Annotated in this window: 17 protein-coding genes; 8 read left to right on the forward strand and 9 right to left on the reverse strand. The window is 60.7% G+C overall.

Features of this window, described 5'->3' with window-relative positions:
• Positions 1–12: 12 nt before the first annotated feature.
• The 3 genes from J3A65_RS05520 to J3A65_RS05530 form a co-directional block, all read right to left on the reverse strand.
• Positions 13–1,527 carry a phospholipase D-like domain-containing protein gene (locus J3A65_RS05520; protein ID WP_113111238.1) on the reverse strand — a complete coding sequence of 505 codons (1,515 nt, stop codon included), beginning with the start codon at positions 1,525–1,527 and terminating at the stop codon, positions 13–15.
• 109 nt (positions 1,528–1,636) lie between these two features.
• Positions 1,637–1,831, reverse strand: coding sequence for a hypothetical protein (locus J3A65_RS05525; protein ID WP_209900191.1), 195 nt, complete (start codon positions 1,829–1,831; stop codon positions 1,637–1,639).
• Between the two features lie 148 nt (positions 1,832–1,979).
• Positions 1,980–2,708: a gamma-glutamylcyclotransferase gene (locus J3A65_RS05530; RefSeq protein WP_245341483.1), complete on the reverse strand. Its 729-nt coding sequence runs from the start codon at positions 2,706–2,708 to the stop codon at positions 1,980–1,982.
• A 540-nt stretch (positions 2,709–3,248) separates the two neighbouring features.
• On the opposite strand from J3A65_RS05530, the gene J3A65_RS05535 reads away from it, so the two are divergent.
• A complete protein-coding gene (locus J3A65_RS05535; RefSeq protein ID WP_209900193.1) occupies positions 3,249–4,136 on the forward strand; it encodes a branched-chain amino acid aminotransferase in 888 nt (295 codons plus the stop codon).
• Between the two features lie 55 nt (positions 4,137–4,191).
• On the opposite strand, the gene J3A65_RS05540 is transcribed toward J3A65_RS05535, so the two are convergent.
• The 3 genes from J3A65_RS05540 to J3A65_RS05550 all read right to left on the reverse strand — a co-directional run bounded on the left by J3A65_RS05540 (position 4,192) and on the right by J3A65_RS05550 (position 6,161).
• Entirely contained in the window at positions 4,192–4,821 is a 630-nt protein-coding gene (locus J3A65_RS05540) for a prolyl oligopeptidase family serine peptidase (protein ID WP_348635207.1), read from the reverse strand.
• A gap of 169 nt (positions 4,822–4,990) precedes the next feature.
• Entirely contained in the window at positions 4,991–5,722 is a 732-nt protein-coding gene (locus tag J3A65_RS05545; RefSeq protein WP_062454788.1) for a sulfite exporter TauE/SafE family protein, read from the reverse strand.
• Positions 5,723–5,837: 115 nt separating this feature from the next.
• Complete coding sequence (locus J3A65_RS05550; RefSeq protein ID WP_192086857.1) at positions 5,838–6,161, reverse strand: hypothetical protein; 324 nt, start codon at positions 6,159–6,161, stop codon at positions 5,838–5,840.
• 190 nt (positions 6,162–6,351) lie between these two features.
• Here J3A65_RS05550 and J3A65_RS05555 point away from each other — a divergent pair, with 190 nt between their 5' ends.
• From J3A65_RS05555 to J3A65_RS05575, 5 genes are all read left to right on the forward strand, one after another.
• On the forward strand, positions 6,352–6,954 hold the full coding sequence (locus J3A65_RS05555) for a superoxide dismutase (protein WP_209900197.1): 603 nt from the start codon (positions 6,352–6,354) through the stop codon (positions 6,952–6,954).
• A gap of 302 nt (positions 6,955–7,256) precedes the next feature.
• Positions 7,257–7,694 carry a cytochrome c gene (locus J3A65_RS05560; RefSeq protein WP_062579617.1) on the forward strand — a complete coding sequence of 146 codons (438 nt, stop codon included), beginning with the start codon at positions 7,257–7,259 and terminating at the stop codon, positions 7,692–7,694.
• Between the two features lie 76 nt (positions 7,695–7,770).
• Positions 7,771–8,685 carry a cytochrome c gene (locus J3A65_RS05565; RefSeq protein WP_209900200.1) on the forward strand — a complete coding sequence of 305 codons (915 nt, stop codon included), beginning with the start codon at positions 7,771–7,773 and terminating at the stop codon, positions 8,683–8,685.
• Between the two features lie 60 nt (positions 8,686–8,745).
• On the forward strand, positions 8,746–9,012 hold the full coding sequence (locus tag J3A65_RS05570) for an AbrB/MazE/SpoVT family DNA-binding domain-containing protein (protein WP_209900202.1): 267 nt from the start codon (positions 8,746–8,748) through the stop codon (positions 9,010–9,012).
• Entirely contained in the window at positions 9,012–9,377 is a 366-nt protein-coding gene (locus J3A65_RS05575; RefSeq protein WP_209900205.1) for a type II toxin-antitoxin system PemK/MazF family toxin, read from the forward strand. Before J3A65_RS05570 ends, J3A65_RS05575 begins: the two co-directional genes overlap by 1 nt.
• 27 nt (positions 9,378–9,404) lie before the next feature.
• On the opposite strand, the gene J3A65_RS05580 is transcribed toward J3A65_RS05575, so the two are convergent.
• Complete coding sequence (locus tag J3A65_RS05580) at positions 9,405–9,986, reverse strand: GNAT family N-acetyltransferase (protein ID WP_082476155.1); 582 nt, start codon at positions 9,984–9,986, stop codon at positions 9,405–9,407.
• A 178-nt stretch (positions 9,987–10,164) separates the two neighbouring features.
• Here J3A65_RS05580 and J3A65_RS05585 point away from each other — a divergent pair, with 178 nt between their 5' ends.
• Both J3A65_RS05585 and J3A65_RS05590 read left to right on the forward strand, forming a co-directional pair.
• Entirely contained in the window at positions 10,165–10,458 is a 294-nt protein-coding gene (locus J3A65_RS05585) for a DUF6516 family protein (RefSeq protein ID WP_209900207.1), read from the forward strand.
• Positions 10,445–10,804: a transcriptional regulator gene (locus J3A65_RS05590; protein ID WP_209900209.1), complete on the forward strand. Its 360-nt coding sequence runs from the start codon at positions 10,445–10,447 to the stop codon at positions 10,802–10,804. The genes J3A65_RS05585 and J3A65_RS05590 overlap by 14 nt, the downstream gene beginning before the upstream one ends.
• 22 nt (positions 10,805–10,826) lie before the next feature.
• Here the strand turns inward: J3A65_RS05590 and J3A65_RS05595 are convergent, their stop codons facing one another.
• Positions 10,827–11,243 carry a helix-turn-helix domain-containing protein gene (locus J3A65_RS05595; protein WP_062453496.1) on the reverse strand — a complete coding sequence of 139 codons (417 nt, stop codon included), beginning with the start codon at positions 11,241–11,243 and terminating at the stop codon, positions 10,827–10,829.
• A gap of 156 nt (positions 11,244–11,399) precedes the next feature.
• Positions 11,400–11,675 (reverse strand): hypothetical protein, encoded by a 276-nt coding sequence (locus J3A65_RS05600; RefSeq protein WP_209900211.1) that lies wholly within the window; start codon positions 11,673–11,675, stop codon positions 11,400–11,402.
• Positions 11,676–11,677 lie beyond the last annotated feature (2 nt).

The following is an 11,677-nucleotide window of genomic DNA, read 5'->3' on the forward strand; positions in this document are numbered from 1 at the left end:
CAATCGGCCTCGTCAGGTCTCTTTGCGCGCCCGTTTCGCCCGTCTCGCGACTCGACCGAACCGCTGTTTCAGAAAGTTTGATGTCCGGTACCGCACGCCGCTTGGTCGCTCGGGATCGGCAATGTCCGATTCAGCCAGCAATTCCTCGTCGGCACTCAGCTCCCGCATCTTGACCGGCAGAAGACCTCGGCCGCTCTGTCGGTTCAACGCCTCGATGGCCGCGATGATTGACCCGTCATGCGCTGCGACCGCGTCACGCACTTCCTGCGGTTCGCGCCCAAGATGTTCGGCGATGAGATCGTCGCGGGTGCTGACGATCTTCTCGCTCAGCGTGTCCTCACCCGGCTGCGCCTCGAGGATAAGGTCGCATTCGGTATCGTAGCCCATCGAGCGGTTGTTGAGATTGGCCGAGCCGATCTTCACGATCCGGTCGTCGGCAAACATCATCTTGGCATGCACATAGATCGACGTGCGGGCCTCGTTGACAGGGTAGTAGATCCGGAAGCGATCATGAACATCGGCGTCCTTCACCATCTTCATCAGCCGAATGCGGGCGCTGTCCATCGCCTTGGCTTCCAGCCAGCCTTCGCAGCCCTCCGGATTGATCAGCACGATTTCCGGTCCGTCGGGCTCCTTCAGCCGTTCCGCCATGGCCTCTGCAATACGACGCGAGGCGAAATACTGGCTCTCGACATAAAGCGTCTTTTTCACCGAACCGATGATCGCAAGCTTGGCCGTCTCGATCTCGACGATCTGGCTGCGCCCCTCGTATTCAGGCGCGGTGCGGGCGATGCCGATCGAGATGTCGCGAAACCCGACCTCCAGCTCGTCCGGCCAGGGATCGTTCTCCGTGGCGGTATTCTCGTCGGGCGGATCGAGCGTCTCGTCGGTTGCCAGTTTCCAGCGCCGCCGTGCGACCTCGCCGAGCGCCCGTGCGGCCTCGCCGGAAAGGCAGGTGGTGGCATCGTGCCAGGGCCCTTGCGCAAACCCCATCGGCGACTTGCGCAACGGCTCGTCTTCCGAATGATCGCGACTGTCCCAGCGCCCAACGGTCATGTCGATCCCGCCGCAGAACGCCACTTCGTCGTCGATGACGAGAAGCTTCATGTGATGCGCCGACAGCGCCGGATGCGCGCCGTCGAGCTTCAGATGGATGCGCTTGTCGAACATCCATTTGAGAATATAAAACGGGGTTTCACCGCGAGTGATCGAATTGATCAGCCCGATATCCCATTTGAGAATGCGAATATCGAGCCCGTTGTTTCGCTCGGCGAGCGCGTTCAGAAACTTGCCAAGCTCGTCGGGCCATTCTTCCTTCGCGGCCTTGTCAGCCTTGCCATCCTTCTTGCCCGGCTCCAGCTGGATGCGCGTGTCGAAATCCCAGCCGATCAGGTAGATCGACTTTTTCGCCTTCGTCATTGTGCGCTTGGCGAAGCGAAAGAAATCGGCTGCATCGATGATGATGGAAAGTCTGTCCGCCTTGGCAATCCGCCAGCACGTGTCGCCTTCGTTGAGGATGCTTTGCATCGATCCAGTCGCCCCAGTCTTCGTCTTTTCGGTTATCGAGGATATAGGGCAGCGCCGCGCTGCTTCTACGGGAAATATACAAGGATCGGTGGAGTAATGCGCAGCCGCGTCATCCTGCATTTCTGCGATCGCGATGACTGCTGACCGCGATCGCAATCAGGATCAGCGGCCACAGGCACGACAGCAAAAGTCCCATGATCCTGTCGAAGCTCCAGGGAAGCCGTCGTGTCACACCCTCGGCCAACGTCATCCCGAAGAACGCGGTCGCTACCGTCAGGTACACTATGGTGGCTACAGTCGTCATGGGTCTCGCTGGCACGGTACCGGTCATCGCGATGGGGGTCGCACGCGCCCCCGAAAGCGTTCAAACACGGATCGAGCCCGCCGTCCTCAACTTTTATGAGAGAGTGCCAGATTTCGCACTGCCGGCCCCGACGGGCGGCATCACGCTTTTAAGCGTGCATCGCTTCGATTTCGCGTGCCACCATCTCCTGCAGCCGCCAGAGATTGCGGTCGCGGATGCCGAATTCGGCCAGATGCACGACCGTATTATAAAGATATTCGGCGCAGGAACCGCGATGGCCGCAGGCACGCGCCAGAACCGGCGCTACATCCTGCAGCGGCGGAAGCGGCCGGATGATCCGCGGGCTTTTGCCTCCAGCCCAGAAAGTCAGTGCCCGGATCGTCTCGCCGCCTTGCGTCCGCACGGGGAGAAAACGGAAGGTCGAAAGGCTGTCCTTGTGGCTCACCTCGCGGCGCAGCGCCTTGTCGATCTGCTCGCGCTTTTCCGAATCGGACACCCGGTAGATCACGCCGTCGCAACGACCGCCGCGCGACAGCATCATCATCAGCCCCGGCTGGTCCGGCGAACCGCGGCCGCGTTCGATATGGAGCGAAAACGATCGATGCCAGCCGTAGGCCGTCGCCCGCTGGCAGGCGATCGAATCAAAGCCCGGCTTCCAGATCAGCGAGCCATAGGCAAAGATCCACAGCGGTTCTTCGCCGATTTCCTCCACCAGCCGCTCGGTAATGTCGGCATAGTCGGCATCCGTCAGCGGCTCCCATGTTGGTGGCGCGCCCGGATCCATCTCGTCGCGGAAACACAGGTCGACGAGGTCCTGCGTCAGCGACATGGACGATGACTTGAGAGCCGTTGAGGTGAGGGCGCCTGAGCTGGACATGGCCTCTGCGTTGTAAAAAAATGAGTGCGTAAACGGGAGGTGAGGCGCAAGACTGCAAGCCTGAACGGCTGCTGTCAACGTTTTTGGGCCGCGTTTGTGAAGGATTTGCTGCGTTGCCGCAGAGTGGCCCCACTGTTCTGGTCGAAGGGATCACGCAACGTTTCAGACGGAAATGTTCGCGTTATTCTGCGTGAGAGGGAGTTTTCGATACATGCGCTGGTTGTTTCTCATTGTCCTTGGCCTGCTGGTGGCCGTCATTTTGTCAATCACTCTGATGCAGAACGACAGTCGTCAGCTGGGTAGCGATAACCTGTTGCAGGGAGCGCCGGGCAGTCCGCGCCAGCCATCGGACTCGCCGCTTCTTCCGGCACCCGCACCGCAGCGAGCGCCCTGACCATGAGACGGCGGCAATTCGGGGTGCCATCAATATTTGTGATGAATCATCTCGGATTGTCGCTTGACCTTGAGGGCTTCGGGGATTTCATTCACGCCAAATTTTAGCGACCCCCGCCAAGCTTTGAAGACCCGAAGGAGAATATCATGGCCGTCGACACATCCCCTCGCTCCACCACCTGGACTTACGTGGATGGTGAGTGGGTGGAAGGAAATCCGAAGCTGATCGGACCCACCTCGCACGCCATGTGGCTGGGCACGACCGTGTTCGACGGCGCCCGCTGGTTCGAAGGCATCTCGCCGGATCTCAACATGCACTGCCAGCGCGTCAACCGCTCGGCCATCAATATGGGCATGAAGCCGGTCATGGCAGCCGAGGAGATCGAGCGGCTGGCGCTCGAAGGCGTCAAGAAGTTCGACGGCAAGACCGCGATCTACATCAAGCCGATGTACTGGGCCGAACACGGCCTGCCCAACAGCGTCGTCGCAGCCGATCCGGAATCGACCCGCTTTGCGCTCTGCCTGTTCGAAGCTCCGATGCACACGGCAAAGGCCTCGTCGCTGACCGTGTCGCCCTTCCGCCGCCCGAGCGCCGAAGTCGCGATGACGGCCGCCAAGACCGGCAGCCTTTATCCCAACAGCGGCCGCATGATCCTCGAGGCGCAGAGCCGCGGCTTCGACAATGCGCTCGCGCTCGACATGAACGGCAATGTCGCCGAAACCGCATCCTCGAACATCTTCATGGTCAAGGACGGCGTGGTCATGACGCCGATCGCCAACGGCACGTTCCTGGCAGGCATCACCCGCTCGCGCGTGCTGACCCTGTTGCGCGGCGCCGGCTTCGACGTGCGCGAAGTCACGCTGACGGCTGCCGATTTCGCCAATGCCGACGAGATCTTCACATCCGGCAACTACTCGAAAATCGCCCCGGTAAACCGCTTCGAGGACCGCTCCCTGCAGGAAGGTCCTGTCGCCCGCAAGGCGCTTGAACTCTATATGGACTGGGCACGCTCGACCAAGGGCGAAGACGTCTGATTGACGAGGGGCGGCACCCGGTCCGGGCGCCGTCCCTCAACCTTGTTTTGCAGCGTTAAAGCGCTTCGTATCCGAACACTTTCGCCAGAAATTCCACGGCGCGGCCAGCGCCGGCACCCGAAATCGTGTGTCCGAGCCCGGGCTCGATCGATGTCTCAACGTCGAAACCGTGCTTCGCCAGCGTGTCGGCCGCCTGTTCGCTTTCCCAGGACGGGATGACATCGTCGGCAGTGCCATGAACCAGAAACACCGGCATGCCCTTGGAGGGCGACAGCGGCTCGGGCGAGGACAGCCGGCCCGAAAAACCGACCACCGCACCCACGCCAACCCTGCCGTCTGCGACCGCGTCGAGCGCCATGATCGTTCCTTGCGAAAACCCCACCAGCGCCACGCGATCAAGCCTGCCGGCAAAGCCGTTGTCCGCGATGATGCCGTTGATCAAGGCATCGAACCCCGGCCGCGCCGCCGCAATCCGCGCGCCGCGATTTTCCGGCGTGACGCCCGCAACACTGAACCACTGGTAGCCGGCACCAAAGCTTGAAGGCTCCGGCGCATCGGGCGAAACGAAGACGGCATCGCCAAGCGTCCCCGCCCATTCCTCCCCAAGCGGCGCCAGATTGTCGCCACTGGAGCCGACCCCGTGCAGGAGAATGACGAGAAGGTTCGGGCGGGTCGTTTCGGCCATGGAGGACATACCTTTGCAGATGAGGATCAGACGTCGGAGAACACTCCGCTACGGCCCCCGGAGGAAACCGCGATACCCGTTATCTAGCGCGCCAGCCGCCAAAGGGACAGGTGCAGGGCAGCGGATGTGGGATGTTGCGATGGGCTGGAAGGTTAGAGAGCATCAGCCCTCAGATGATCCGCACCGCAGCCGTACCGATGATGATCAGGGAGACGGCGACCATCAGCGGTTTGGTCGGCAGTCGCTTGACGATCAGCGCTCCGAACGGGGCCGCCAGCACGCCGCCGAGGATGAGGCCGAGCGCCGACGACAGTTCTGACCAGCCGAGCGTGGCGATGAAGGTCGCCGAGATCACCGTCGTTACCGCAAATTCGGTGAGGTTCGTGGAGCCGATCACCTTCTTTGGTTCATGGCCGCGGCCGAGAAGCGAGCTGGTGACGATCGGCCCCCATCCGCCGCCGCCCATCGCATCGAGCACGCCGCCCGCACCGCCCACATAGGGCACGATCCGGTCATGGATGTCGCGCCTGAAGGCCGGGCGGAAGGCCTTGTAAAGAATGTAACATCCGACCAGCATCAGATAGACCGAGACGAACGGCTCGATCGCCTTGCCGTCGATACTGGACAGGAGATAGGCGCCGATCGCGCCGCCGATCATGCCGGCCGGCGCCAGCCGCTTGACCAGCCGCCAGTCTACATTGCGATGGTAGAGATGCGAGGCGCCGGATGCAGCCGTCGTGAAACACTCGGTCACATGCGTCATGGCGCTGGCGACTGCCGGCGGCACGCCGAAAGCAAGTAGACTAGTGGTGGTGAGAACGCCGAAAGCCATGCCGAGCGCGCCATCGATGATCTGCGCGAAAAAGCCGATTGCCACGAAGATCACGAAATCGGACGTCAGAAAGTCGAAGGTCAAGAAATCAAACACGGCAGCCCTCCCGGCAGTGTTTCATGCCCGGAAAAGTCTGCCGTGGTGGAAAAGTTCCCAAACGCTGCCACCCGCGCGGTCGCGGATGTTACTTGCCAGGTTTTGCCCTCAGCATGTCGGCGGAGATCTCGCCACCCACTTCGGCCTTTTTGGTCTTCTTGTCGTAGGCGCAGATCGTGCTGATCCTGACCTTGGCGCCTTTGGCTTTGCCGGTGACGACCGCAAGCCCATAGGACTGGCTTCCGAACGGATCGACCACCGCTCTTCCGTTCTCGATCAGGTCTTTCGATGCCGCCACGCAGGCCTTGCCGACGTCAGCCTGAAACGTCGTCCACGCATCGTCGGAAGCGGCCTGGGCCGTCACGGCGCCGGTTGCGCAAACGAGGAGGATCGGTGCCACAAAGTTTTTCATCGTCAATTTTCTCCGGTTTCTGCATTCGGTGCGAAAGCGATTGATTCCTCTCGCTAATGCTTGGAAAATTCAGCAATTTCTTGTCGATTGAGCGGTTGTTTTTGGAAGGTTCACCGTTGCCTCTTCCCCATCGCGCTCCTATGTTCCAGCACGACCTTCACCCACGGTGTTTGCCAAAAGGAGTATACCAATGGCTTTCGAACTTCCCGAACTTCCATACGATTACGAAGCCCTTGCACCCTTCATGTCGAAGGAAACGCTGGAATACCACCACGACAAGCACCACAAGGCCTATGTCGACAACGGCAACAAGCTTGCCGCCGAAGCCGGCATGGCCGAGCTGTCGGTCGAGGACGTCGTCAAGAAGTCCTTCGGCACCAACCAGGGCCTCTTCAACAATGCTGCCCAGCATTACAACCACGTCCATTTCTGGAAGTGGATGAAGAAGGACGGCGGCGGAAACAAGCTGCCGGGCAAGCTCGAAACCGCGATCGCATCTGATCTTGGCGGCTACGAGAAGTTCAAGGCTGATTTCATTGCAGCCGGCACCACGCAGTTCGGCTCCGGCTGGGCCTGGCTTTCGGTCAAGGATGGCAAGCTCGTCATCTCCAAGACCCCGAACGGCGAAAACCCGCTGGTCCACGGCGCAGAGCCGATCCTCGGCGTCGACGTCTGGGAACATTCCTATTACATCGACTACCGCAACGCCCGCCCGAAGTATCTCGAGGCTTTCGTCGATAGCCTGATCAACTGGGATTACGTGCTGGAACGCTACGAGGCGGCTTCCAAGTAAGCTCAATCAATTGCTGATTTGCCAGACACCCGGTGCGGCAAGGCGCCGGGTGTTTGCATTTCCGATCAACCGATGTCTGATCAAGCCTGGCTATCGTCAGGCGCCGCTGTCCGCCCACGCGCGGTCGAACTGAAGCGCTTGAAAAACATGACTTTGCATTGGGTTTGACGGCTTCTAGAATCGAGCGCTAAATTACGAAATCGTGACTTCTTTCGGTCATGTAAGCTTGCCATCATCATCACGCGAATGCGTTGATGATGTGAGACGCAGACATCACATCGTTTTAGGGATCGGAGCCGGAAATGAAATTCAGAACTATCGCCATGACGACCGCGGCACTCTGTCTCGGCTTCACCGCTGTCCTTGCGCAGGATGCGGTGGTCGAGAAGCGCGAACAGATGATGAAGCAGGTGGCCGCCTCCACGGCAGCCATGCGCAACATCGCCAAAGGCGACAAACCCTACGACGCCGATGCCATCAAGACAGCGCTGACCACGATCAGCACCAATATGAAGGCCTTCCCGGACCAGTTCCCTGTCGGATCCGAAGCCAATTCGGAAGCATCGCCGGCGATCTGGAAGAACGAAGCCGATTTCCGCGCCAAAGCGAACAAACTTGCCTCCGATGCCGACATGATCCTCGCTTCGATGCCGACGGATGCCGCAGGCGTCCAGAAGGCCGTTGGGACGCTTGGCGCCAATTGCGGCTCCTGCCACGAGACCTACCGCCTGAAGAAGTAGCGCATGCCTACATGCTTGAACGGCTGTCGCAAAGGCAGCCGTTCCGTTGCGCATCAATGTCGGAGGAAAGTTGACGATGGCCGCAAGATGGGCAAAAGTGTTGGGCATCGGCGTGGTCGTTGTCGCCGCCGGCGCCGTTGCGGCCTGGGCGCTGACAAAGCCCCAGCCGCATGACGCCGGATACTGGTCGAGCGTCGGTCAGCCCGATCTTGCCAAGGGCGAGCAACTGTTCTGGGCGGGCGGCTGTGCCGGTTGTCACGCCGCAGAAGGTGCAGAAGGCGACGCGGCAAAAATCCTGTCCGGCGGACTGGCGCTGAAAAGCCCGTTCGGCACCTTCCACGTCCCCAACATCTCGCCGGATCCCAAGGCCGGCATCGGTTCCTGGACACTTGCCCAATTCGGCGATGCAATGACACGGGGCGTCGGCCCGGGCGGCGAGCATCTCTATCCGTCCTTTCCCTACGGCTCCTACGCCCGCCTGTCGGCAGCCGACGTCAATGACCTCTACGGCTACATGAAGACCCTGCCGCCCAGCAGCAATGTCGCGCCGCCGCACGAATTGGGATTTCCGTTCAACCAACGGCTCGCGGTCGGCGGCTGGAAACTCCTCTATTTCGACGACGGCCCACGCGTCGAACTCGCCTCAGCCGACGACAAGGTCAAACGCGGCCAGTTCCTCGTCGAAGGTCCCGGCCACTGCGGCGAGTGCCACACGCCCCGCAACGCGCTCGGCGGCTTCGAAAAAGGACAATGGCTGGCCGGCGGCCCCAACCCGGAAGGGCAGGGCAGCATTCCCAACATCACCCCCGGCTCCAAGGACATCGGCGCCTGGAGCGAGGACGAAATAACCGAGTACCTCTCGACCGGCTTCACCCCCGATTTCGACAGCGTCGGCGGATCCATGGTGGAGGTTCAGAAGAACATCGCGCATCTGCCGAAAAGCGACCTGCAGGCCATCGCCGCCTATCTCAAGGCGGTGCCGGCAAGGTGAGGGCGGGTGCTTGCCGCCAGATGTTGTTGTGCTATATTTATAGCACATACGAGGTGAGCGATGACCGTTATTACCAAGATCAGGCGGCAGGGCGGGGCAGCTGTCGTGACAATTCCGCCTGCAGTTCTGAAGATGATGGAATTGCAGGTCGGTGATCAGCTTGCGCTGGAAATACAGGATGGCGAGCTTGTCGCAAAGCCCATCAGGAAGTCCAAGCGGCGCTTTAAGCTCAGCGAGTTGCTTGAAGGCGGCGAGGTTGTTTCCGGCCTCAATGCGGACATGGCCTGGGCGATGGAGGGAGACCCCGTCGGGCACGAGATCTCTTGATGGTCCGCAGCAACGTTCCCAATCGGGGTGATGTTTTCTGGATCGATCCCAACCCGGTCGCGGGCCGGGAGATGAAGAACAGGCACCGGTTCGTCGTGATCACCCCGCGCGCGATCAATGCACTGGGCGTCAGCATGACGGTGCCGATCACCACCGGTGGCGCTTTGACCCGAGCGGTCGGTCTGGCCGTCGCTGTAACCGGCCACGACACGACTGGGATCGCCGTCTGCAATCAGGTTCGCAGCTTCGATATTCCTGCAAGAATACTGGCCGAGACAGCAAAATATATCGAGACGCTGGACGAGGCGACGATGGACGACATCGTCGCTCGTGTCGTCAGCGCGATCGATCCCGCGTCAGAATAACGGCGTCGCGCGGCCTCAGCCTCACCCTCAAACAAGCGTCTGCATATACCGCATACCCGTCACCGGGCGCGGCTTGAAATCCATTTGTTCGTAGAACTTGTGGGCAGCGAAGTTGCCGGTGGCGGCACTGACCGAGAGATAGCCGCAGCCTGCATTGCGCGCCATGTCGCGGGCGCGGGAAACGAGGTGCTGGCCGATACCATGGCCGCGGTGTCCGTCGCGCACGAACAGGTGGTGCAGGTCCATGCCGCGGCTTCCCTCCTGCGCGCGGTAGAGCGGCACCAGAATGGCGTAACCGATCAGGGCGTCGCCCGCATCCGCAACCAGTGCGGTGATCCAGGGCAGGTCGCCGAACAGGTCGCGTTCCAGCATTTCGGGTGTAATGTCGGCCAGATCGTTGTGATGCGCGGCAAGGGCTGCGATCATCTCTTTCAATTGCGGCAGATCGTGGCGTTTGGCGGCGCGGATCGTCACCACGGCCGGGCGCGGCAGTGAGATCTCGCTGTCTTCGATCGAAATCGGGGGCATTCCGGCATTCCTTTTCGGTCTCGTCGTGCCGTCAGGTGCCCTTAGAAACAACCAAGCCGCCTGACGGCGGCTTGTTGACATGATGAGATGTCGAGCCGCCCTTTACAGGTAGGCCCAAAAATACGTTGCGGCGGTGGTGGTGCACGTAATCATCATGACAACTTTTTGCGCCGGAATAAATTGCTTGTCAAGCGGGTCGACAGGTTCTTGCTCACTGCAGGTGATGGTGTATATTCCATCAACCCGGAAGGCGAACTCCATGGCCAAGGCGACGCTGATCAGCAGGACGCGGAGTTATCTGCGCGAGGACGTCTTCGCAGAGATCGTGATCTGGAGCGTCCCTTCACCTTTGCGGGGAAGTGTGCACCATTTCAAATATCGCATGGCTCTCGTGGCGTCCGGGGAATGCGTCCTGCGCTACGACAATGAAGCGGGGAAGGGTGACCATAGACACGTCCATTCGCAGGAGGAGGCGTATCTGTTCGAAAGCGTCGAAACCTTGCTTGTGGATTTTCGGTCGGATGTAGAAGGATGGCTCGATGACAACCCTTAAAGTGAAGATCCAGAATTTTGACAGTTCGCTCAGCGCGGTTCTCGATGCGGTCAAGGGGGCTGAATCAGATCCAGCTTTTCAGGCAGAGCATATCCTGTCGTTCCCCACCTGGGACACGCTTCACCGCGTGCTGGCGCCCAAAAGACTGGAGATCGTGCAGGTCCTGACGGCGCAGGCGCCGATGACGATCCGCGAGGTTGCCCGGCGGGTGGGTCGCGACTTCAAGGGCGTGCATGGAGATGTCACCACGCTTCTGAACGCAGGCGTCATCGAAAAGGCGCCCGGCGGCGTCGTGTTTCCTTACGACCGCATCCATCTGGAGTTCGATATCGCAGCCGCAGCCTGACGCGACTGACGCCTCTAACCCCTCAATGCTCCCCCTCGCAGAGCCCGTGATCCGAGAGTGAGCGGATCACGTAGCAGTCCTTGATCGCGTGGTTGCCGTCGCAGTGGGACACGATGCGCTCGAGTTCCTCCTCGAGCTTCTTCAGCTTGGCGATCTTTTCGCGCACGCCGGAAAGATGCTCGGCTGCGATCCGGTCGATATCGCCGCAGGGCTGTTGCGGATGCGAACCGAGCGCGATCAGTTCGCGGATGGCGGATATGTCGAGGCCGAGATCGCGGGCGTGGCGGATGAAGGCCAGTCGATCGAGATCGCTGCGCTCGTAGCGCCGCTGGTTCCCTTCTGATCGCGTGGCGGCGGCAAGCAGGCCCATCTGCTCGTAATAGCGGATGGTTGGCACTTTGACGCCGGTTCTTTTGGAAAGATCGCCGATCGATAGCATGGCAGGCTCAAACCTCTAATGTCTGGAGGTTGAGATAGGACGCATTCACCACAGGTACAAGGATCAGCGTGTTGGCTTAAAGGGCGCCTTCAGGGAATGTTAACCCTGAACGGGGATTGTCACCGCGGTGACGGGCCATGATCGATCAGACATCGATCAGGAGAATTCCTGGTAGATGTCCTGAACCCAGGCCTGCTGCACGGGAGCGGTGGCGCCGCTGGTGGCAAAGTTCGAAGCGCTGTCGTCGCCGGCATCGAGGGCCCACAGGGCGCTCACCAGCGAGCTTGCAAACAGTGTGCTGCTGCCGGTCAGCGAACCGCTGGAACGGGTAGACGCAGGTGTGTCGCGCTGCTGGGTTTCGTCCTGCTTGCGATCGATGTCGACCGCCCGCTGGGGGTAGTTGTAGCCGCTGAGGCCACTATCGATCTTCATGG

The sequence above is a fragment of the Rhizobium sp. PvP014 genome (assembly GCF_017876855.1).
Taxonomy (GTDB): domain Bacteria; phylum Pseudomonadota; class Alphaproteobacteria; order Rhizobiales; family Rhizobiaceae; genus Neorhizobium; species Neorhizobium soli.